Consider the following 21982-nt stretch of genomic DNA (forward strand, 5'->3'; position numbering starts at 1 on the left):
CTGGGAAGGGTTTAGCAGCGATCGACCGGGAAGGCGATCACCTCACTCAGGGAGTCGGCTTTCAGCGCCAGCATCACGATACGATCGACGCCTAACGCCACGCCGGAACAATCTGGCATGCCGTGCGCAAGCGCATCCAGCAGGTTGGTATCGATCGGCTGCTGAGGCAGACCGCGCGCCGCTCGCTTGCGGTTATCCTGGTCAAAGCGTTGCTTCTGCTCACGGCTGTCGGTCAGCTCGCGGAAACCATTCGCTAACTCAATCCCCTTAAAGTAGACCTCAAAGCGCTCCGCCACGCGGTGATCTTCGGTGCTGATCTCCGCCAGAGACGCCTGGCTGGCCGGGAAGTGATACACAAACGCCGGCTTATCTTTCCCGATTTGCGGCTCCACACCCATCATAAACAGCAGCTGCAATAAGGTGTCGCGGTCTTCTTCGCGGTTAGCCAAATCGCCCACGCCCAGTTTTTCCGCCACTTCACGCATCTGCGTTTTATCCGCCGACAGCGGATCCATTTCAAGATGGCGGATAAACGCCTGCTGATACGAGAGCGTTTCGGCCGGTGCGCATTCCAGCACCTGCTGTAACAGGTCATCGACCTCGTTCATCAGCCGGTACATATCGTAATGCGGGCGATACCACTCCAGCATGGTGAATTCAGGATTATGGTGACGTCCGGCTTCCTCATTACGGAAGCTGCGGCAGAGCTGGAAGATCGGTCCACTTCCCGCCGCCAGCAGGCGCTTCATATGGTACTCAGGGCTGGTCATCAGATAGAGGTCAAGCCCCTGCGCGGCACCCGGGCCGACAAAACGCGTCTGAAAAGGAACCAGATGAACATCGGTCACCGTGGCCTGGCTCATCGCCGGGGTTTCCACTTCCAATACCCCACGATCGGCAAAAAATCGCCGAATTTCCGCCATAATCGCCGCACGCTTCAGTAAATTGCTTATCGAAGCGCCAGGCAGCCAACTGGCCGTATCGCTCATTGTTTCTACTCCTCATCAGACAGGGTGAAGCAGTCTACCCGTACGGAGATAAACACACAAATTTGCCGCGGGAAATTCCTCTCTTTGCCGGATTTCACCGCCCATATGCCGATCTGAATGGCGAAAAACGTTGCTCAGATCCCGCTTTTTCTGTTTATTTCTCATACTAATACCCGAGCACATCAAGTTTAGCGCTGATGGCCAGTTTTATACTGTTCTCCCTGGAAAAAGTGAGGATTTCCCTCTCTTTTCCCCTCTTCTGACATTTTGACAGGGAGAACACCGTGCAAACCTGTACTGCCGATCTGGTCATCGTCGGCGCTGGCGGAGCTGGACTCCGCGCTGCCATTGCCGCCGCTGAAGCAAATCCCACCCTGACTATTGCGCTGGTCTCTAAAGTTTATCCGATGCGCAGCCACACCGTTGCCGCTGAAGGCGGATCCGCCGCGGTGACGCAGTCTCACGACAGTTTCGATCTCCATTTTCAGGACACCGTTTCAGGCGGAGACTGGCTGTGCGAGCAGGATGTGGTCGACTATTTTGTTGAGCATTGCCCACGGGAAATGACCCAGCTGGAGTTGTGGGGCTGCCCGTGGAGCCGCCGCGACGATGGCACCATCAACGTGCGTCGCTTCGGCGGCATGAAGATTGAGCGCACCTGGTTTGCCGCAGATAAAACCGGCTTCCATATGCTGCACACGCTGTTTCAAACCTCGCTGAAATACCCGCAAATCCAGCGCTTTGACGAGCACTTCGTGTTGGATCTGCTGGTTGATGAAGGCGAAGCGCGCGGCGTGGTGGCGATGAATATGATGGAAGGGACGCTGGTCCATATTCATGCCGGTGCGGTGGTGCTGGCAACCGGCGGCGCCGCCAGGGTTTATCGCTACAACACCAATGGCGGCATCGTGACCGGGGATGGCATGGGCATGGCGCTGCGCCATGGCGTGCCGTTGAGGGATATGGAGTTTGTGCAATACCATCCCACCGGCCTGCCCGGATCGGGGATCCTGATGACCGAAGGCTGTCGGGGCGAAGGCGGCATCATGGTCAATAAGGACGGCTATCGCTACCTGCAGGACTACGGCATGGGACCGGAAACGCCGCTGGGCCAGCCGAAGAATAAATATATGGAGCTTGGCCCACGCGACAAGGTTTCGCAGGCCTTTTGGCATGAGTGGCGGAAAGGCCGCACCATCGCCACGCCGCGCGGTGATGTGGTGCATCTGGATTTACGCCACTTGGGTCAGAAGAAGCTGCTTGAACGCCTGCCGTTTATCTGTGAGCTGAGTAAAGCCTATATCGGCGTCGATCCGGCTCAGGCGCCGATCCCGGTGCGGCCCACCGCGCACTACACCATGGGCGGGATTGAAACCAATGCGCAGTGTGAGACGCGCATCGCCGGTCTGTTCGCCGTCGGGGAATGCTCGTCGGTCGGCCTGCATGGTGCCAATCGCCTCGGGTCTAACTCGCTGGCTGAACTGGCGGTATTCGGCAGGCTTGCCGGGGAAAGTGCCGCAAGACATGCGGTACAGGTTCACAAAAAACCCGCCAGCGCCTTGCAGGCCCAGGCTCGGGACTGTGAAAAACGCCTGCATGGGCTGGTCAATCAACAGGGCAAAGAGACCTGGTCTGAGCTGCGCGATGAGATGGGGCTGGCGATGGAAGAAGGCTGCGGGATTTACCGCACGCCAGAGCTGATGCAGAAAACCATCGACAAACTGGCCGAGCTGCAAGAGCGCTGTAAGCATCTGCACATCAGCGATACCTCCAGCGTCTTCAATACCCAACTGCTGTACAGCATCGAGCTGGCGCACGGCCTGAACGTCGCCGAATGTATGGCGCACGCCGCGATCCAGCGCAAAGAGTCTCGCGGTGCGCATCAGCGGCTGGATGAAGGCTGTGCCACCCGCAATGACGCGCAGTATCTGAAACACTCCCTGAGTTTTTATCGCCCTGACGGCGCACCTGAAATCAGCTGGGATGACGTTAAGATTACCCGGTTGCCGCCGGCGAAACGCGTCTACGGTGCCGAGTCTGAAGGTAAGGAGGCCGTCCATGAGTGAACTCGCTCGCTGTAAAATCACCGTTCAGCGTTATAACCCGGAGTCCGACAGGGTCCCGCGTCATGAGATCTTCGACGTGCCCTGGGATGACCAGACCTCTCTGCTCGATGCGCTGGGGTTTATCAAAGATAACCTGGCGTTTGACCTGTCCTACCGCTGGTCCTGCCGCATGGCAATATGTGGCTCCTGCGGCATGATGGTCAATGGCATCCCGAAACTGGCCTGCAAAACCTTTCTGCGTCATTACCCCGACGGCCTGCTGGTCGAACCGCTGGCCCACTTCCCGGTTGAGCGGGATTTGGTTGTGGATATGAGCCGCTTTATCGAAAGCCTGGAGGCGGTAAAACCGTGGATCATCGGTAATGCACGGAATACCGATCGCGGCCCTCAGCGGCAAACGCCGGCTCAGATGGCCAAATATCATCAGTTCTCCGGCTGCATCAACTGCGGCCTGTGTTACGCCGCCTGCCCGCAGTTTGGCCTTAACCCGGAATTTATTGGGCCGGCGGCCATCACCCTGGCACATCGCTACAACCTGGACAGCCGCGATCAAGGCAAGGCGCAGCGAATGCCGACGCTCAACGGCGATAACGGCGTCTGGCCCTGCACCTTTGTCGGTTTCTGCTCGGAGGTCTGCCCGAAACATGTCGATCCTGCGGCGGCGATCCAGCAAAGCAAAGTGGCAAGCGCCCAGGATTACCTTATCACCACCCTCAGACCGCAGTAGGGAGCCCAGAAATGACAACCAAACGGAAACCCTTCCATCGCCCGATGACCGCTAACTGGTGGCAGAAGTCTGGCTATTACCGTTTTTACATGCTGCGCGAAGCCACGGCATTGCCGGCGCTGTGGTTCAGCCTGGAGATGATTTTCGGGCTGTTTGCGTTGAAGAATGGCGAGCAGAGCTGGCAGGCGTTCGTCGCAGTCTTACAACATCCTATCATGCTGCTGATCAATATCGTCGCGCTGGCCGCCGCCTTGCTGCACAGCAAAACCTGGTTTGAGCTGGCACCCAAAGCTCAGGTCATCGTGTTGGGGGGCAAAAAAATGTCTCCCGCCCCGGTGATTAAAGGACTGTGGCTGGCGATGGTGGTGGTCAGCCTGATCCTTCTGACATGGGCACTGCTTATTAAGGAGTCGCTGTGAAAAATAAGGCCATGCGTTCAGATGAACCGGTGTTCTGGGGGCTGTTTGGTGCCGGAGGGATGTGGGCGGCGATCGTCTCACCGGTGGTGGTGCTGCTGGCTGGCATCCTCCTTCCGCTGGGCATCGGCACGGAGCGGGGGCTCAGCTATACGCACCTGCTGCAGGCTGCGCAAACCCTGCCCGGCCGTCTGTTCCTGTTTCTGACTATCGTGATGCCGATCTGGTGCGCGCTTCACCGTCTTCATCACGGCATGCACGACATTCGCCTGCACGTTCCCGCCGCGAAATGGCTGTTCTATGGGCTGGCGGCGATCCTCACCGTAGTAACGGCAATTGGGGTGATCACCCTGTAATCCACAGGCGGCAACCCTGCCGCCTAAACTTCCTCTATACTCAAGCTATTCAATCGTAAAGGAATAGCCTATGTCTCTGTGGAAAAATCTGGTTGCCGGCACCGTCGCCCTGCTCTCCGTTGCCTGTAGCACCACGCCGCCCAAGGGCGTGACGCCAGTCGAAGGCTTTAATGCCGATCTTTATCTGGGCGACTGGTATGAAATCGCCAGGCTGGATCACTCGTTTGAACGTGGGCTCGATCATGTCACCGCCAGCTACAGCAAGCGTGATGATGGCGGCCTGAAGGTCATTAATCGCGGTTATAACGTCGAGAAGCAGCGCTGGCAGCAGAGTGAAGGTAAAGCCTACTTTACCGGACCACAGAGCCGCGCGGCCCTGAAGGTCTCCTTCTTTGGCCCGTTCTATGGCGGATACAACGTGATTGCGCTGGATAACGACTATCAGTATTCGCTGGTGAGCGGCCCGAACCGGGACTATCTGTGGATCCTTTCCCGCACGCCGCAGATTTCGGATCAGGTCAAAGCGTCGTTGTTAGCGAAGGCCCGTGATAATGGCTTTGATGTCAGTAAGCTGATTTGGGTGAACCAGGGGAAGTAAACAATGAGGCCGGTGCGGGAGCACCGGCACCGTAATTACTGAGCGCTTTTTTGAATCGCCTGGCCACCGGCTGACACGTCTTCACCCACGCCACGCGTGGTATTACAAGCTGTGAGCACCGAAGAGAGCACCAGTACAGAAAGAATTGAAATAATACTTTTCTTTAACATGAGAATGTCCTTTTAGCGTGAAGTAAAGTACAGCGAATTAAGCATAGCCGTAATTTAACCACATGCTATTGAGGCAGGTAGCAAAAGGACATTTTTTGCGAAGAGAGACTAGTTGGCTGCGTGTGAGATAGCACCGCCGAGGTGTTGAACATCCTCACCAAAACCGTGGAAGGTATTGCAGGCGCTGAGCGCACTGGTCATAAGCACTGCGACAGCAATGAGTTTTAACCACTTCATCATCTGATTCAGCTCACATCGTTAAAGAAAAGGGCCTGACAGTCAGGCCCACTTCATCGGGCTTATTTCACGCGAGAAACGTATTCGCCTGAACGGGTATCCACACGGATCACTTCGCCAATCTGCACGAACAGAGGCACTTTCACCACGGCACCGGTAGACAGCGTGGCTGGCTTGCCGCCAGTACCCGCAGTGTCGCCTTTCAGGCCTGGGTCGGTATCAGTGATTTCCAGTTCAACGAAGTTTGGTGGCAACACCTGGATCGGCTTACCGTTCCACAGGGTTACGATACATTCTGCGTTATCCAGCAGCCATTTAGCGGCATCGCCCACGGTCTTCTCTTCAACAGGGTGCTGTTCGAAGGTTTCCGGGTGCATGAAGTGGTAAAACTCACCGTCGTTGTACAGGTAGTTGAGGTTAGTATCTACAACGTCTGCGCCTTCAGCGGAGTCGGTAGATTTGAACGTTTTCTCAACGCGGGTACCGGTCAGCAGGCGACGCATTTTTACGCGTGCAAAAGCCTGACCTTTACCTGGTTTAACGAACTCGCTCGATTCGATAGCGTAAGGTTCGCTTTCGAACATGATTTTAAGACCGGGACGGAAATCGTTGCTAGAATAAGTCGCCATAAAGGCCCTCTACAATTTAATACTGGTACTAAGCCAAAAAAATGGCACACATTGTAACCCTAAAAACCCCTTCGCGAGAAGAATGGTTGCATCAACTTGCGGATGTAATCACCGACCCAAATGAATTACTGCAACTTTTAGGCCTCGATTCGCACCCGGAGCTGACGGCCGGCAGTGATGCCCGACGTCTGTTTGCCCTGCGCGTCCCACGGGCCTTCGCGTCCAGAATGCAAAAAGGCGATCCACAAGATCCGCTCCTGCTGCAGGTAATCACCGCCAGCCAGGAGTTTGTTGATGCTCCGGGTTACAGTACTGACCCGCTCGATGAGCAGAGCAGCGTGGTGCCGGGTCTGTTACATAAATATCGCAATCGTGCGCTGTTGCTGGTCAAAGGCGGCTGTGCGGTTAACTGCCGCTACTGTTTCCGCCGCCATTTCCCCTACCAGGATAACCAGGGAAACAAGCGCAACTGGCAGCAAGCCCTGGAGTATATCCGAGAGCAGCCAGAACTGGATGAGATTATTTTCTCCGGTGGCGATCCGTTGATGGCAAAAGACAGCGAACTGGACTGGCTGATCGGCGAACTGGAGCAGATCCCCCACCTGAAACGCCTGCGCATCCACAGCCGTTTACCAGTGGTAATCCCCAGCCGCATCACCCGCACGCTCTGCCAGCGCCTGGCGCAGTCGCGGTTGCAGGTGCTGATGGTGACGCACATTAATCACGCCCAGGAGATTGATGACGCGCTGCGGGACGCGTTGCAACTGCTGAAGAGCGCGGGCGTGACACTGCTTAACCAGAGCGTTTTGCTGCGCAATATCAACGACGATGCGACCACGCTGGCGACGCTCAGCAACGCGCTGTTTGATGCCGGCGTGCTGCCTTATTACCTGCATGTGCTGGATAAAGTACAGGGTGCGGCGCATTTCTACGTGTCGGATGACGATGCCAGGGCGATTATGCGGGAACTGTTGGCCAACGTTTCCGGCTATATGGTGCCGAAACTGGCCCGTGAAATTGGCGGAGAACCGAGTAAAACGCCGCTCGATTTACAGCTAAGACAGGTTTAAGCCCATCCTGAAAACAACAGCGGGGAGGATCATCGATCCTCCCCGCTTTCTTATCTGCTTTAAACACTCTACCGGCAGCGATAACGCGGCCCAGACGACAGAGGCTTTCCACAAACGGTTAAGGGCACTTATACACCTGGCCGCTCATTTTGCTGTCCAGCGGGGCAAAGCTTGACCAGATATTCTGTGTTGGGCTGGTTGCACCGTAAATGGTGTTGCCGCCCATTTCTGCCGCACGGTTGCGCAGATCGTTGGCCGCGCCACGCAGCGAGCTGCTTTCGCCGCCGCCTGCACCGCTCAACCAGTTGCTCTGTTCGCCGGTCAGGTTGCCCAGCAGCTGGCACTCTTTGGCTGGTTGCTGGTCGGTGAAGCTGACGCGCTCACCCGCAGCACTCAGGGTGTTAGAACTGCTGCTACAGCCTGCCAGCAGCGCAGTCGCTACTGAAAGTCCCAGCAAGACCTTAATCCGCATTTTAAATCCCCATTATTATCATCATCAGAATCAGTTCTGAGCGTACCGGAAATCGACAACCTTGGTGAAGCTTCCGTTGCCCAACACAGATAAATCCTTGTTCGGGCTACTGCTTGCGCCATAACTTTACTATCTTCCCCCCAAAAAGAAAAACCCCCGTTATAAAACGGGGGTTTTTCAGGAGGCTGCCCTTCCCGTCAAAGACGACGGGGAGCGTTATAGCCAGCCGGCAGGCATTACATCATGCCGCCCATGCCGCCCATACCACCCATACCGCCACCGCCTAAGTCAGGGGTGTCGCCTTTCGGCAGGTCGGTGATCATGCACTCGGTGGTGATCATCAGACCGGCAACAGAGGCCGCGTACTGCAGCGCAGAACGGGTCACTTTAGTTGGGTCCAGAATACCGAAGTCGATCATGTCGCCGTATTCTTCAGTCTGCGCGTTGTAACCGTAGTTACCTTCGCCTGCTTTCACTTTGTTGGTGACAACTGAAGGCTCTTCACCGGCGTTAGAAACGATCTGACGCAGTGGAGATTCCATTGCGCGCAGCGCAACTTTGATACCCACGTTCTGGTCTTCGTTCTGGCCACGCAGATCGCCCAGTTTAGACGCCACGCGAACCAGCGCAACACCACCACCAGCAACCACGCCTTCTTCAACCGCAGCACGGGTCGCGTGCAGGGCATCTTCAACGCGCGCTTTCTTCTCTTTCATTTCAACTTCAGTGGCCGCGCCCACTTTCAGAACGGCAACGCCGCCTGCCAGTTTCGCTACGCGCTCCTGCAGTTTTTCACGATCGTAATCAGAGGTCGCTTCTTCAATCTGCTGACGGATCTGAGAAACACGGCCAGAGATAGTTGCTTCTTCGCCAACGCCATCGATGATGATGGTGGTGTCTTTGCTGATCACAACGCGTTTTGCCTGACCCAGATCTTCCAGCGTGGCTTTTTCCAGCTCCATACCGATCTCTTCAGAGATGACGGTACCGCCAGTCAGCACAGCGATGTCCTGCAGCATAGCTTTACGACGGTCGCCGAAACCAGGTGCTTTAACCGCAGCCACTTTCACGATACCGCGCATGGTGTTAACCACCAGCGTAGCCAGCGCTTCGCCTTCAACATCTTCAGCAACGATCAGCAGTGGTTTGCCGGCTTTCGCCACGGCTTCCAGAACTGGCAGCATTTCGCGGATGTTGGAGATTTTTTTGTCAGCCAGCAGAATGAATGGGGTTTCCAGTTCTACTGCACCAGTTTCTGGCTTGTTGATGAAGTACGGGGACAGGTAGCCACGGTCAAACTGCATACCTTCAACCACGTCCAGCTCGTCCTGCAGGCCGGTGCCTTCTTCAACGGTGATCACGCCTTCTTTGCCGACTTTTTCCATCGCCTGAGCAATCAGTTCGCCCACGGTTTCATCGGAGTTAGCAGAGATGGTACCCACCTGAGCAATCGCTTTAGAATCAGAGCAAGGCACAGACAGTTTTTTCAGTTCTTCAACAGCGTGGATGACCGCTTTGTCGATTCCGCGCTTCAGATCCATTGGGTTCATACCCGCAGCAACGGCTTTCAGACCTTCGTTAACGATAGACTGAGCCAGAACGGTTGCGGTGGTGGTACCGTCGCCTGCAGCGTCGTTCGCTTTAGAGGCCACTTCTTTCACCATCTGAGCACCCATGTTTTCGAACTTGTCTTCCAGTTCGATTTCACGTGCGACAGATACACCATCTTTAGTGATGGTCGGTGCACCAAAAGATTTATCCAGAACCACGTTACGGCCTTTCGGGCCCAGGGTAACTTTTACTGCATCTGCCAGTACGTTAACGCCACGCAGCATTTTTACGCGTGCGTCATTACCGAATTTTACGTCTTTAGCTGCCATCTTAAAATATCCCTTAAATTCGTTTGTTCAGTGAGTTACGCGTAATTACGCTTCAACAATTGCCAGAATGTCGCTTTCAGAAATGATCAGCACTTCCTGGTTGTCGATTTTCTCAGTTTTAGCACCGTAACCTTCGCTGAAGATGACGACGTCGCCAACCTTCACGTCCAGCGGTTTCACATCGCCGCTTTCCAGGATACGGCCATTGCCAACAGCCAGTACTTCGCCACGGGTAGATTTACCGGCTGCGGAGCCAGTCAGCACGATGCCGCCAGCTGATTTAGATTCCACTTCTTTACGCTTGACGATAACACGGTCGTGCAATGGACGAATTTTCATTGATAACTCTCCTTTGAGAAGTCCAATCAGGTTTTTGGGATGAACGCCGGGCTTCACTGGCACCGACCTCGTGACGAAAGAGATAGGGCCTGGCGGAGGGGCTTTCAAGGGGAAAAAAATAAAAATTTCGCTTCTGCGAAGCAACTGCGCAAATAACAGGCAATCGTTTCCCCTGAAAAGCAAAAAGGCGGGAAATCCCGCCTTCGGCTCAGTTATCGGCGATCCTCTGGATCGTCGTGTTCAAGCAGTTTGCTGTCTTTTCGCTCAAATTCACCGTCAACGGTGAAGCCACTGTCCGGGCCAGCGCCGGCACCACGCCAGACTTTCAGATGCGGCATCAGCTTCAGCGTCAGATGCTTTTGCACCGGCGGCAGCAACAGCAGCAACCCGAGGAAATCGGTGAAGAAACCCGGCAGCAGCAGCAGGAAGCCGGCGATGATCAACGAAACGCTCTTGATCATTTCCGCGGCAGGGCTGTCGCCCACCGCCAGCTTCTGCTGCATCAGCATAAAGTTTTTCATCCCCTGGTTTTTGACCAGAGAGATACCGATCAACGAGCTGAACACCACCAGCAGCAGCGTCAGCAGCACGCCCATCACGTGGGCCACCTGAATGAAAATGGTGATCTCAATCCAGGCGAGAATAAATAGCACTAAAAACGGTAACCAGCGCACCGCAGTCTCCTGTCTGTCCGGGCCATCTCGCTCACAGCGGGACGGCAAAAAGAGGGATCGTCACGATCGTAGAGTAATGAAATGGGCTCTTACAGAGCATTTTTCAACTACCTTATACGAAATTCATGTTGGTCAGCGGTATGTGACCCGCATCACACTGTGTCGAAGATGGCTGAAAATGAACGCAATTTAAGTGATCTGGATTCAGGCTTTTCGCCCTTAACAGAATATGATCGTGCTCAGTCTACCGCAAATGGATAAAATGTCGGCCGAGGCTGTTCATGACCAAAGATTCACTTTGATTGTGATGATCTACACCGAATGATTGGGTGTATCCGGTAGCAAAAACAAGAAGGTTCTCATGACAAATAGCATTCGTATCGAAGAAGACCTGTTAGGTATGCGTGAAGTTCCGGCAGATGCTTACTACGGTGTTCACACTCTGCGTGCGATTGAAAATTTCTACATCAGTAACAGTAAAATCAGCGATATCCCTGAGTTTGTCCGTGGCATGGTGATGGTGAAAAAAGCCGCCGCCATGGCCAACAAAGAGTTGCAGACCATTCCCCGCCATATCGCGAACACCATTATTCAGGCCTGTGATGAAGTGCTGAATAACGGCAAATGCATGGACCAGTTCCCGATTGATGTCTATCAGGGCGGTGCCGGCACCTCGGTCAACATGAACACCAATGAAGTGCTGGCCAATATTGGTCTGGAGCTGATGGGCCATCAGAAAGGGGATTATCAGTTCCTCAATCCGAATGACCACGTCAACAAGTGCCAGTCCACCAATGACGCCTACCCAACCGGTTTTCGTATCGCGGTGTATACCTCTATTTTGAAGCTGTTGGATGCTATCGGCCAGTTGAGCGAAGGCTTCCAGCGCAAAGCCGTGGAGTTTGAAACCATCCTGAAAATGGGCCGTACCCAGTTGCAGGATGCGGTGCCAATGACCCTCGGTCAGGAATTCCACGCCTACAGCGTGCTGCTGAATGAAGAGATCAAGAACCTGCTGCGCACCGGCGAACTGCTGCTGGAAGTGAATCTGGGCGCGACGGCGATCGGCACACGCCTGAACACCCCGGACGGTTATCAGGCGCTGGCGGTACAGAAGTTAGCGGAAGTCAGTAACCTGCCCTGCGTTCCTGCAGAAGATCTGATTGAAGCGACCTCAGACTGCGGTGCCTATGTGATGGTACACAGCGCGCTGAAGCGCCTGGCGGTCAAGCTCTCCAAAATCTGTAATGACCTGCGTCTGCTCTCTTCCGGGCCGCGTGCCGGGCTGAATGAAATCAACCTGCCAGAATTGCAGGCCGGTTCTTCTATCATGCCGGCCAAAGTGAACCCGGTGGTGCCCGAAGTCGTCAACCAGGTGTGCTTCAAGGTGATCGGCAATGATGTCACCGTGACCATGGCGTCTGAAGCTGGCCAGCTGCAGTTGAACGTGATGGAGCCGGTTATCGGCCAGGCCCTGTTTGAGTCGGTGCATATTCTGACCAACGCCTGTTCGAATCTGCTGGAAAAATGCGTTAACGGCATTACTGCCAACAAAGCGGTGTGTGAGGCCTATGTCTTCAACTCGATCGGCATCGTGACCTACCTCAACCCGTACATCGGCCACCATAACGGCGATATTGTCGGCAAAATTTGTGCCGAGACCGGCAAAAGCGTGCGGGAAGTGGTGCTGGAGCGCGGGTTACTCACCGAAGCCGAACTCGATGATATTTTCTCAACGCAGAACCTGATGTTCCCGGTATATAAAGCCAAACGTTATACCGATGAAAATGAACAATAACAGCTTAACCTGACAGACCTTTAAGGCACGCGCGTTCGCAGAACGACGTGCCTTTTTTTATGGCACAGCCTACAAATTATTAACGGTTAGTTATCAAAAAAACCCAAGGAGCAGATCATGATTGTGCCGGAGTTACTTGTCGTCCTGTTGGCGATTTATCTGGGAGCGCGGCTGGGCGGCATTGGCATCGGTTTTGCCGGCGGTGTGGGCATGTTAATTTTAACGCTGGGCTTCCAAATCAAGCCGGGCGTCATTCCCTTCGACGTCATCGAAATCATTATGGGAGTGATTGCCGCGATTGCCGCGATGCAGGTCGCCGGAGGGATGGATTACCTGGTGAGCCTGGCGGAACGTCTGTTAAGGAAGCAGCCCCGCTATATCACCTTCCTCGCGCCGCTGGTGACCTACTTTATGACGCTGCTGGCGGGAACCGGCCATACGGCATTTTCCACCTTACCGGTGATAGCGGAAGTGGCAAAAGAGCAAGGCGTTCGCCCTTCCCGTCCGTTATCAATCGCGGTGGTCGCTTCGCAGATTGCCATTACCGCCTCGCCAATTTCAGCGGCGGTGGTTTTTCTGGCGGGGATTCTGGAGCCAAAAGGCATCAGCTATCTGGCGCTGCTTGCCGTCTCCATCCCCTCAACCATGATCGCCATTTTCCTCGCGGCGCTGATCACCAACTTCCTCGGCAAAGAGCTGAAGGAAGATGCCATTTACCAACAGCGGCTGGCGAAAGGCGAAACGGTGCTGCGTGGCGCAGGCGTTTTTGAAGCGAAACCCGGCGCAAAACTGTCGGTGCTGCTGTTCCTGCTGGGCATTGTTGCGGTGGTGCTGTATGCCACCGCCATCAGCGATACGGTTGGCCTGATTACCCATCCGGTGCTGCCGCGTAATGAAGCGATTGTGGTCTTTATGCTGACCGTGGCGGCGATTATCTGCTTCACCTGCAAAGTGGATACCGCCAAAATCCTTTCTGCCAGCACCTTCAAGTCCGGCATGAGCGCCTGTATTTGCGTGATGGGCGTGGCCTGGCTCGGCGATACCTTTGTCAAAGCGCACATTAGCGAGATCCAGCAGGTGGCAGGCGATCTGCTGACCGATTATCCGTGGATGCTGGCAGTGATCCTGTTCTTTGCTTCCACCCTTCTCTACTCACAGGCCGCGACCACCAAAGCCCTGATGCCTGCCGCGCTGATGCTCGGCGTTTCGCCCATCACCGCCGTGGCATCGTTCGCTGCCGTCTCCGCGCTGTTTGTCTTGCCAACCTACCCTACGCTGCTGGCAGCGGTAGAAATGGACGATACCGGTTCAACGCGCATTGGCAAGTTTGTCTTTAACCACTCGTTTATTGTGCCGGGCACGCTGGCCATTGCACTGTCCGTGCTGTTTGGCTTTATCTTTGGGCATCTGATTCTATAGCCACAGACGGCCACGGCACGCGCTGAACAAGGGCGGAGAGAATTCCGCCCTGCTTTCGCCGGTTACATCCTGAAAAACTCCCTGCCGTAACGCCATGTTATAGTCTGCACGCCCCGAGGATACCCCTCTGAGCTCCGTCAGAGCGCTGCCGGACGTGCTTGCGTCCTCTGCCCGACTCAGCCCAACATGGAGAATGTGGTTACCGTTATGTCTAAGCGCATTACAACACTGATTTTTATCCTGTTCACAACGCTGTTCAGCCTGAATGCGGCGGCTTCGCTGTTCGGACAGAACGGCAATCATTTCGGCACGGTTGACCAGGCCTTTGCTTTTGACTTCAATCAGCAAGCCAACACGCTGACCCTGAGCTGGCAGGTTAAACCCGGTTATTACCTCTATCGCCAGCAGATAAAAATCTCTGCTCACGGCGCAAAACTCGCCGACTTTACCCTGCCTGAGGGCACACCTCATGAAGATGAGTTCTACGGCAAAACCGAAATTTACCCCGAAAGCCTGACGCTGCCCTTAATCCTGCAGCAGGCGGATAAAGGGGCGACGGTAAGCGTCACCTATCAGGGCTGTGCCGCCGCGGGATTCTGCTATCCGCCGGAAACACGCAGAGTGCCGCTGGATGAAGTGAAGGCCGGTGATGCCACCCCGGCTTCTCAGGCAGCGGCTTCGACACCTGCACCGGTCAGCGTGCAGACCGCACCGACTGAAAACCTGCCGTTTTCGCCGCTGTGGGCGCTGCTGATCGGTATTGGTGTCGCTTTCACCCCTTGCGTGCTGCCAATGTACCCGCTGATTTCCGGCATTATTCTCGGTGGCAATCGCCAATATTCGGCGGGCCGTTTGTTCGCCCTGGCGATGGTCTACGTGCAGGGAATGGCGCTGACTTACACGGTGATGGGCGTGATCGTGGCCGCCGCTGGCCTGCGTTTTCAGGCGGCACTGCAGGCCCCGGCGATTCTGATTGGCTTGTCGCTGCTGTTTATTCTGCTGGCATTGTCGATGTTTGGCCTGTTCACGTTGCAGCTCCCTTCCTCGCTACAAACCCGTCTGGCACTGTGGAGCAACCGTCAACAAGGCGGATCGCTGACCGGGGTGTTTTTAATGGGGGCACTGGCCGGACTGATTTGCTCTCCGTGCACCACGGCGCCGCTTAGCGCGATCCTGCTGTACATCGCCCAAAGCGGCAATATGCTGGCGGGCGCAGGTACGCTCTATCTTTACGCGCTGGGAATGGGGCTGCCGCTGATTGCCGTGACGGTGTTTGGCAACCGTCTGCTGCCGAAAAGCGGTGCCTGGATGCAAACCATTAAAGAAGGGTTTGGTTTTGTGATCCTTGCCCTGCCGGTATTTCTGCTGGAGCGCGTGATTGGCGATCAGTGGGGTTTGCGGTTATGGAGCCTGCTGGGTGTCGCCTTCTTCGGCTGGGCCTTTATCAGTCTGAAGTCGAACAATGGCTGGCTGCGCCTGGGACAAATCGTGATGCTGGCAGCGGCGCTGGTTGCTGCACGTCCGCTGCAGGACTGGGCATTTGCTTCGCCCGGTCAAAATGCGGCTATCGCGCACCTGAACTTCACCCGGATTAGCGATACCGAGCAGCTCTCCCACGCGCTGCAAAACGCGCAGGGGCGTATCACGATGGTCGACCTTTACGCTGACTGGTGTGTGGCCTGCAAAGAGTTCGAAAAATACACCTTCAGTCAGCCTGAAGTCCAAAATGCCTTGGGCCATACCCAACTGCTGCAGGCCGATGTCACGGCCAACAATGCCCAGGATAGCGCGCTGCTGAAACAGCTGCAGGTGCTGGGTTTGCCGACCATTTTGTTCTTCGATGCCAACGGCCATGAGATCCCCCATTCTCGCGTCACCGGCTTTATGGATGCCGCCGCGTTTCAGCAGCATTTGCAGAAACTGGCGCAGTAAACGACACTAAGGCGTGATTTCCCGGTTAAGAACCGCGAAACGGGCATTCAAGAGGAGAGTCACTTGCAACGTGAACAGGTACTCGAGCATGCGCTGAACGTACTCGAGCAAAAAGGCCTGGCGGCCACCACTTCTTTCGCCGATATGGCGCAGGCGGTGGACTGCCAGTTAGAGGATCTGCAACGCTTCTGGCCAGACCGCGAAGCGCTGCTGTATGACGCCCTGCGTTATCACAGCCAACAGATAGATATCTGGCGACGTAAGCTGTTGCTGGATGAGACGCTGAATGCAGAACAAAAGCTGATGGCGCGCTATCAGGTGCTGGAAGATGCGGTAAATAATCACCGTTACCCTGGCTGTTTGTTTATTGCCGCCTGCAGTTTTTATCCGCAGCCGGATCATCCCATCCATCAGGTCGCTGACTTCCAGAAACGCGCCTCCTGGCAGTACACGCACGATTTGTTGTCCGCGCTGGAAACCGACAATCCCACGCTGGTTGCCCATCAGATGGAGTTAATCCTTGAAGGCTGCCTCAGCCGTCTGTTGGTGACGCGGAACGTACAGGAAGTGGTGACGGCCCGCACGCTGGCGGAGGATGTGCTGAGCATTGCGTTGTGTCGTAAGAATGGTGCGCTGGCCTGAGCAAAAACCGCGCCGACTGATTGAAAAGCAATCACTCAGTCGCGCTTTACGGGTTTTTTGTGACAAAGCCGTTGACGCCAGACGGCCTTTACGGTTTAATGCGCCCCGTTGCCCGGATAGCTCAGTCGGTAGAGCAGGGGATTGAAAATCCCCGTGTCCTTGGTTCGATTCCGAGTCCGGGCACCATATTTATAAGGCCTTGCTGAAAAGCGAGGCTTTTTTCGTTTCTGGCGCAGAGTAATACGTCAGAGCCTGGCCGGGTGACCTGGAAAAGTGACTGACAGGGATGCCGTGGTATTTTCCAGAGTGGCTACCTCCCTGATAGCCCTCTGGCACGCGAATGAAACTCGCTTCACACACTCCTCGTTGTTAGCCTCTTTCTCCTGTTAACGCATTCTGCTTAATTTCTGCATAGCTCGCCGTTAGCTGCTTCAGATGCATCTCCAGCTGCGCGTTGGCCGCGGCAGGTAAAGGCTCCCCTTTTGGTGCCTGTGACAGTGCCCGCAGCTGCTCCTCAGCCGGAATCGATTGATTAAAGGACTGCAGAGTGGCAAACACGGCGGATTTCAGTTCGCTGACCGTCATGTATTTCCCCTTCTGTTCATCCAGCCTGCTCAGCCGCTCACTCAGTTGCGTCAGCTTCGTCATCCCCTGATGCCAGCCAGACAGGCTTTCGGCTGACAATGCATTGGCCTTCTGCTGTTGCTGCCACGCCTGCACCAGCGGCCTGGCCTGCTCCGGCCACAGTATCTGCATCTGTTCGACCAGCTGACGACCGTAATCGATATTCCAGCCCGGCGGTAACTGCGCCAGCCGGGCAAGCTGCCGCTGGGTTTGTGCAATTTGGGGGGGTAACGACGCTTGCTGGCGCAGGCTATCCCGCTGTGCGGGAGAAAGCGCTGCGGGCAGCGGGGCCAGCGATGCCGCCAGCTGAGCCTGCAGCGGGTCAGGCCGGTGGAAAGCATGCCATCCCCACAGCGCGGCGCTTCCTGCCGCCAGCATGGTAATCATCCCCAACGCAAACGGCTTCCAGGATTTTGCCGGTGCCGGCAGCGTCGTCAACACGGCCACATTCGGCTGAGGTTCCGGCTGCGCCACATACACCCACTTAACCGCGTTAATGCGCTCATATTTCTCTGCCGCCGGACGACCGGACGGGGCACTAACCCAGCTTGCCTGGCCGTCAGTTGCCGGTGCGGGCAGCACAACGTCGGGTTGAATCGTAGTGCACGTGCCAGCGGCGCCGTCACTGTTTTCCAGCCGGACAGCGCTGTTATGCATCTGGCTACGCAATGCATCAAGCTGGCTAAGATGCTTAAGCTCCAGCCGCTGGAGAACGTCCCCCAGACCGGTAAGCTGCTGTTCGGCACGATACAGCTGGTTGAGGTCGCTGTAGCTCAACGGTAAAGTGCGCATCAGCTGCTGGATACGCTGGCTCAGACCGCTGAGGATCTCCATGCGGGCGTGCACAGGCTGCGGCCAGAGCGCGCCCCACTGATGGCTTATCAATGCCTCCAGGATAGACAATCCTTCATTCAGGCCAAACAGTCCGGCCAGTTGCGTGCGGGCGAGCGTGTACCAGGCCGCCGTCTGTAGCTCCACGCCATTTTGCTCAAACAGCGAAAGACACAACTTTTCGGCATAGCGCCAGTTCACATCGGGCCGCGCAGGATGGGACAGCTTGCTCAGCTCATCACGCAGGGCGGCATAATCCGCCAGCGTACGCGGGTCGTTACCGGTTTTGATTTTACGGGAGGGGGTGTCATTCATGACCTGATATCCATTTCCTGGCATTAGGGTTAATAAACTGCTGCTGTTTCAAATGGCGGATCAGCACTTTGCCTTCCGGCATAAAGTCGGTGCCATAGCGCACCAGGCCGATACCTTTGAGTTCGGCATCAATGGCGTAGCGCAGTTCGCCGGGGAGTGTTTGCGGTAGCATGTCCACCCGGATGCTGCTGAGGCGCGGCTCGTAGCGCAACAGCACGCCGGACAATGTGGTCATCAGCTGGTGCGCGGTACCGGGTAACCCCTGCAGGATGGTGGTCATATCCGGCAGACCGTAATCGGGCAGATGCGCCAGCGTGCCGGCGCGACAGTTGAGAATGCGCTGCATATTGTCGAGCACCGAGAGGATCACCTGGTTCTCCTCGCTGACGTTATGCAGCTCCAGCCCGCCGCTGAAATTGCCGTACAGCATTTCATACAGCGAGGGGGCGTTATGGGATTGTGGCATTACTTATCCTTGAGCGGTTGCAGGATCAGGCTATTGTCGGCCGCTTCCAGCACCCGGGGTTGGTCAGGGTTCAGTGCTTCGCGCTGTAGCACCTGCTGCCAGCTTTTTTTGGCCAGGTCCGGCTGACGAAATAGCGCCACTACGGCAACAAACTGCGCTTCTTGCTCCATTGGCATATTGAGGTTAACTGCACCGCCGGGAGTCAGCACCACGTCACGGCTTGCAAGCAAATCAGCACCCAAGAGCTGATCTCCGTCGGTGGCCAGCTGTTGATAGACCAGCCTGTCAAAGGTCTTGCTATCTTTCAGCTGATAAATACGGATGACTAAAGACTGCGGACTGGAATGGTTTTCTCGCGCGTCGGTATTCAGCCCCTCACGCGCAGTAAAGTCTAGGCGCAGCACCTTAATTTTTTTATAGAAAATAGACGATACCGCAGAGCGGGTACCGTCAGAAACGGTCTGCGTCAGCCCGCAGCCGGTCAGGCTAATGGCAAGCAATGGCAGCAGCCAGCACACAGGTTTAGTCAAACTGGTAATTAACACGCTTATTTCCTTTTACATGTGTGGTCGGTTGCAGGCCGTAATAGCTGCCAAGCTCGGTGGTAAATGTCTGCGGGATGTCAGTGGGGATTTCTTTCCCCTCCACGCCCAGTACCCCGCTCATGCCCAGCCAGAACGGGGCTTCTCCAAGAGGCACAACGGGCAGCAGAGCTGTACTGACGGTCAGACGAATTTTCGCTTTAAAACGCCAGCCGAGATAAACGCGCAGCATCACCAGAAAATCCAGATACAGCTGACCGTCCGGCTTCCAGCCCTGTGCTTCACGCTCGCAGTCGGTCATTAATTCAATCAGCAGCTGGCTGCTGGTATCCATCACTTCATCACCCAGCGGGGTGTTGCCATCCAGCAAAAAATCCTGCTCGCCGTAGAAGCCGAGCGGCTGATTGATTTCAATCGGGCGCAGGCAATATGGGCTGACCCGCGCCCGCGTTTCTGGCGCCAGCAGGCGTACCATTGCCTGCACGCCCTGCTGGGTTTTTGCAGGCTGGCGCAGCACGCCGAGCAGCGCCAGAAAGCGCGAAACCGGAGTGGCGATATGGCTGGCAGTGCCGGGAATTCCCAGCCCTATCAGCCCGAGCAGCGACTGGGAGATGCTGTCCGTTCCGCCGCTTTCGAAGGTGGCCGGATAGGAGTATTTACACCAGATGCGGTAGAACTGCGTCAGGATGCGATGGCTGAAGATATCGAGAAAATCCTGCAGCTCCTCGTGTCCCTCCCGCCGCTGGCTGATGTCGTCGAGATAGGCGGTCGGTAGCGGAGAATCCACTCCGTAGACGCCCATAAAGGTGGTACGCACTTTTGGTGCCAACGTGACATCGTCTTCACTGTACTCCACGCTTTTCAGCTCGCCGGCAGGAAAACCCATACCCGGCCACGGGCTGAAGCGCACAGTGTCATCTCGCAGGTGGCTAGTACTGCCGAGCGGGGGTTTATCCGGGTGCTGTTTTTCCAGCAGCTGGCAGAAGCGGTAAAAGTTCATCCGCGTCAGGTCCGCTTCCATGCGCGGACTTAGCCGGGAATGCGGCGGTTGTGTTTCTCTTGCCATTCCAGGCGCTCTCCGGTGGGTTGCAGAATGATAACCAGGCGGTTAAACAGATAGATGTCGGTGTACAGGGCGAAAAAATGGCTGAGCATCTCGCCGAACAGGCAGATATCCCCGTGCCCGGCAAAGCCGTGACTGTCGAGCGTCACCTCAATCTGCACGCCGCGCAGCAGGTAGCCCTGCTCAAAGCGCTCGATTTCGCTGTGGCTAACGTCGACTATCGCTTCCAGGCGGCGGCGGTTCATCTCGCTGCCGGTCCACTCGTACAGGGCCAGCGTACCGCGCAGCACTTCGGCATTGTCCATCATCGACAGGAAGTTGCTGCCAAGATGGCTCAGCACCCGCCAGTGGAAGCGGTCACGGTCCGGCGGATAACAGGGCAGCGTCGGCGCACAAAGGTTTCGCACCCCCATGCTAGCAGAGTTGGTTATTATCGCGGTATCCAGCACCGTGCTCTGCAGTGCACGACGCGGCAACTGGCCATTGGTACCGGTCAGCGTCAGCGACAGGCTTTCTTCATTTGGCACGCTATGGTTATCAAAGGCTTCCCCGCCGAGAATCAGCCAGGTGTTATGCAGCCCTGATGCGCCGCGCCGCACGCGGGAATGGTAGTAATATTCCGGCGCTTCGTGGCGCATCATTCCGCCTTTATGTCGGAAGCTGGAGAACGGTACATAGATGTGATTGCCGGAAGACATCACCGAGTCAACGGAATAAATTTCCGTATGACCATCCTGCACGCGCATCGGGCGCAGCAGGTATTCGGTCTGCAGCGAGTTTAGCGTCAGCGGATCGGACTCCAGTGGAAAGAGGTTGATCACCGGCGCGCAGTGCAACCGCAGATGTTTCTCACTGAAGGTAAAGTCATGTTCCCAGCGCTGCCCCAACACCACGTCGATTTCGAACCACGGCAGATCCGCAGGCAGCGCAACATTCTCCAGGCCGCGCAGGCCGGTGAACATAAACTTCTCGCGAAAGGCAAAGTACTCCAGCAGCAGCTGGTAACCACTGAAGCTGCTATTGCTCTTTGGCCACAGTCCGTCGTCTTCACCAAATCCCAACGCGGTAAAGCGCGCATCCAGCGGACGGCGATCCGGGTCGCCAGGCAGGCGCAGCCAAATGCCTGCATTGTTTAAGGTAAAAGCTTCGTGCATGGCACAGGCCAGCGGCGCGTCGGCATCGAAGTAGAATGGGATCAGGCTGAGATCCACACGGCTCCAGTCGGCCAGGCTGCTGCAGGCAAAGCGCAGGCATACTACCGAGCAGCCGTCCGGGTCGGTTGAGAGCGAAACCCGCTCCAGCGCCAGCGGCATCAGGCTGATTTCCTGGGTCGTTGTATAACGGCAACGTGTCGACTTCTCACCTATCGGCCGGGAAAGGACTTCTGCTCCCTTCGCAATCCGTATTTTCTCTTTCATTTCACGCCAGTCAGGGCTGAACTCCACCACCGACATCGACGGGATGGTGCGCAGATAGTGCGGCCACAGCAGCGTGACCAGCCCTTCCGTCAGCTCAGGCAGGTCGTCGTCGAGCTTTTCGCGCAGGCGCCCCATCATAAAGGCAAAGCCCTCGAAGAGGCGTTCAACGTAGGGGTCGCGCGCACCTGATTTATCCAGGTTCAGCAGTGCCGCCCGATCCGGATGGGCACGGGCAAACTCTTCACCGGCTTCGAGCAAGTAGCGCATTTCAGCGTCGTAATAACGCAGGGTTAAGTCGTCCATAATAAA

At 56.0% G+C, this 21982-nt stretch carries 23 protein-coding genes and 1 tRNA gene; 11 read left to right on the forward strand and 13 right to left on the reverse strand.

The window, feature by feature from the left end:
- Positions 1 to 11 precede the first annotated feature (11 nt).
- Positions 12 to 989 carry an elongation factor P--(R)-beta-lysine ligase gene (epmA, locus tag AC0IXH_RS15435; protein WP_106382199.1) on the reverse strand — a complete coding sequence of 326 codons (978 nt, stop codon included), beginning with the start codon at positions 987 to 989 and terminating at the stop codon, positions 12 to 14.
- A gap of 284 nt (positions 990 to 1273) precedes the next feature.
- Here epmA and frdA point away from each other — a divergent pair, with 284 nt between their 5' ends.
- The 5 genes from frdA to AC0IXH_RS15460 all read left to right on the forward strand — a co-directional run bounded on the left by frdA (position 1274) and on the right by AC0IXH_RS15460 (position 5152).
- Positions 1274 to 3055: a fumarate reductase (quinol) flavoprotein subunit gene (gene frdA / locus AC0IXH_RS15440; protein ID WP_471720674.1), complete on the forward strand. Its 1782-nt coding sequence runs from the start codon at positions 1274 to 1276 to the stop codon at positions 3053 to 3055.
- Positions 3048 to 3782: a succinate dehydrogenase/fumarate reductase iron-sulfur subunit gene (locus AC0IXH_RS15445; protein WP_134823304.1), complete on the forward strand. Its 735-nt coding sequence runs from the start codon at positions 3048 to 3050 to the stop codon at positions 3780 to 3782. The genes frdA and AC0IXH_RS15445 overlap by 8 nt, the downstream gene beginning before the upstream one ends.
- 11 nt (positions 3783 to 3793) lie before the next feature.
- A complete protein-coding gene (gene frdC, locus AC0IXH_RS15450) occupies positions 3794 to 4201 on the forward strand; it encodes a fumarate reductase subunit FrdC (RefSeq protein ID WP_013200475.1) in 408 nt (135 codons plus the stop codon).
- Positions 4202 to 4212: 11 nt separating this feature from the next.
- Entirely contained in the window at positions 4213 to 4554 is a 342-nt protein-coding gene (gene frdD / locus AC0IXH_RS15455) for a fumarate reductase subunit FrdD (protein WP_151038787.1), read from the forward strand.
- 70 nt (positions 4555 to 4624) lie between these two features.
- Complete coding sequence (locus AC0IXH_RS15460; RefSeq protein ID WP_134823303.1) at positions 4625 to 5152, forward strand: lipocalin family protein; 528 nt, start codon at positions 4625 to 4627, stop codon at positions 5150 to 5152.
- A gap of 35 nt (positions 5153 to 5187) precedes the next feature.
- Here AC0IXH_RS15460 and AC0IXH_RS15465 read toward each other — a convergent pair whose 3' ends face one another.
- The 3 genes from AC0IXH_RS15465 to efp form a co-directional block, all read right to left on the reverse strand.
- Positions 5188 to 5322: an entericidin A/B family lipoprotein gene (locus tag AC0IXH_RS15465; protein ID WP_013200472.1), complete on the reverse strand. Its 135-nt coding sequence runs from the start codon at positions 5320 to 5322 to the stop codon at positions 5188 to 5190.
- 108 nt (positions 5323 to 5430) lie between these two features.
- On the reverse strand, positions 5431 to 5562 hold the full coding sequence (locus tag AC0IXH_RS15470; RefSeq protein ID WP_034891515.1) for an entericidin A/B family lipoprotein: 132 nt from the start codon (positions 5560 to 5562) through the stop codon (positions 5431 to 5433).
- Positions 5563 to 5621: 59 nt separating this feature from the next.
- Positions 5622 to 6188: an elongation factor P gene (efp, locus tag AC0IXH_RS15475; protein WP_346599758.1), complete on the reverse strand. Its 567-nt coding sequence runs from the start codon at positions 6186 to 6188 to the stop codon at positions 5622 to 5624.
- A 41-nt stretch (positions 6189 to 6229) separates the two neighbouring features.
- Here efp and epmB point away from each other — a divergent pair, with 41 nt between their 5' ends.
- Positions 6230 to 7258 (forward strand): EF-P beta-lysylation protein EpmB, encoded by a 1029-nt coding sequence (gene epmB / locus AC0IXH_RS15480; RefSeq protein WP_013200469.1) that lies wholly within the window; start codon positions 6230 to 6232, stop codon positions 7256 to 7258.
- Positions 7259 to 7376: 118 nt separating this feature from the next.
- Here the strand turns inward: epmB and AC0IXH_RS15485 are convergent, their stop codons facing one another.
- The 4 genes from AC0IXH_RS15485 to AC0IXH_RS15500 form a co-directional block, all read right to left on the reverse strand.
- A complete protein-coding gene (locus tag AC0IXH_RS15485; RefSeq protein ID WP_013200468.1) occupies positions 7377 to 7730 on the reverse strand; it encodes a DUF4156 domain-containing protein in 354 nt (117 codons plus the stop codon).
- 236 nt (positions 7731 to 7966) lie between these two features.
- Positions 7967 to 9610: a chaperonin GroEL gene (groL, locus tag AC0IXH_RS15490; protein ID WP_013200467.1), complete on the reverse strand. Its 1644-nt coding sequence runs from the start codon at positions 9608 to 9610 to the stop codon at positions 7967 to 7969.
- A 45-nt stretch (positions 9611 to 9655) separates the two neighbouring features.
- The gene (locus tag AC0IXH_RS15495) at positions 9656 to 9949 is read right to left on the reverse strand and encodes a co-chaperone GroES (RefSeq protein ID WP_012442682.1); all 294 of its coding nucleotides are present in this window, start codon (positions 9947 to 9949) and stop codon (positions 9656 to 9658) included.
- A gap of 212 nt (positions 9950 to 10161) precedes the next feature.
- The gene (locus tag AC0IXH_RS15500) at positions 10162 to 10623 is read right to left on the reverse strand and encodes an FxsA family protein (protein ID WP_013200466.1); all 462 of its coding nucleotides are present in this window, start codon (positions 10621 to 10623) and stop codon (positions 10162 to 10164) included.
- Positions 10624 to 10984: 361 nt separating this feature from the next.
- On the opposite strand from AC0IXH_RS15500, the gene aspA reads away from it, so the two are divergent.
- The 5 genes from aspA to AC0IXH_RS15525 all read left to right on the forward strand — a co-directional run bounded on the left by aspA (position 10985) and on the right by AC0IXH_RS15525 (position 16600).
- Positions 10985 to 12421, forward strand: coding sequence for an aspartate ammonia-lyase (gene aspA / locus AC0IXH_RS15505; RefSeq protein WP_013200465.1), 1437 nt, complete (start codon positions 10985 to 10987; stop codon positions 12419 to 12421).
- A gap of 117 nt (positions 12422 to 12538) precedes the next feature.
- Entirely contained in the window at positions 12539 to 13840 is a 1302-nt protein-coding gene (locus AC0IXH_RS15510) for an anaerobic C4-dicarboxylate transporter (protein ID WP_013200464.1), read from the forward strand.
- A gap of 207 nt (positions 13841 to 14047) precedes the next feature.
- Entirely contained in the window at positions 14048 to 15772 is a 1725-nt protein-coding gene (locus AC0IXH_RS15515) for a protein-disulfide reductase DsbD (RefSeq protein ID WP_471720675.1), read from the forward strand.
- A 63-nt stretch (positions 15773 to 15835) separates the two neighbouring features.
- Complete coding sequence (gene dicD / locus AC0IXH_RS15520) at positions 15836 to 16414, forward strand: division control transcriptional repressor DicD (RefSeq protein ID WP_013200462.1); 579 nt, start codon at positions 15836 to 15838, stop codon at positions 16412 to 16414.
- A 110-nt stretch (positions 16415 to 16524) separates the two neighbouring features.
- A tRNA-Phe gene (locus tag AC0IXH_RS15525) sits at positions 16525 to 16600 on the forward strand.
- Positions 16601 to 16783: 183 nt separating this feature from the next.
- Here AC0IXH_RS15525 and AC0IXH_RS15530 read toward each other — a convergent pair.
- The 5 genes from AC0IXH_RS15530 to tssF are packed head-to-tail and all read right to left on the reverse strand — an operon-like array spanning position 16784 to position 21976.
- On the reverse strand, positions 16784 to 18184 hold the full coding sequence (locus AC0IXH_RS15530; protein WP_346566862.1) for a VasL domain-containing protein: 1401 nt from the start codon (positions 18182 to 18184) through the stop codon (positions 16784 to 16786).
- Positions 18177 to 18650 carry a type VI secretion system baseplate subunit TssE gene (gene tssE / locus AC0IXH_RS15535; protein ID WP_471720676.1) on the reverse strand — a complete coding sequence of 158 codons (474 nt, stop codon included), beginning with the start codon at positions 18648 to 18650 and terminating at the stop codon, positions 18177 to 18179. Before tssE ends, AC0IXH_RS15530 begins: the two co-directional genes overlap by 8 nt.
- Complete coding sequence (tssJ, locus tag AC0IXH_RS15540) at positions 18650 to 19195, reverse strand: type VI secretion system lipoprotein TssJ (RefSeq protein ID WP_471720677.1); 546 nt, start codon at positions 19193 to 19195, stop codon at positions 18650 to 18652. Before tssJ ends, tssE begins: the two co-directional genes overlap by 1 nt.
- Positions 19173 to 20258: a type VI secretion system baseplate subunit TssG gene (gene tssG / locus AC0IXH_RS15545; RefSeq protein ID WP_041691870.1), complete on the reverse strand. Its 1086-nt coding sequence runs from the start codon at positions 20256 to 20258 to the stop codon at positions 19173 to 19175. Before tssG ends, tssJ begins: the two co-directional genes overlap by 23 nt.
- On the reverse strand, positions 20222 to 21976 hold the full coding sequence (gene tssF, locus AC0IXH_RS15550) for a type VI secretion system baseplate subunit TssF (RefSeq protein WP_471720678.1): 1755 nt from the start codon (positions 21974 to 21976) through the stop codon (positions 20222 to 20224). Before tssF ends, tssG begins: the two co-directional genes overlap by 37 nt.
- Between the last annotated feature and the right edge of the window lie 6 nt (positions 21977 to 21982).

Source organism: Erwinia sp. AC075 (assembly GCF_979253995.1).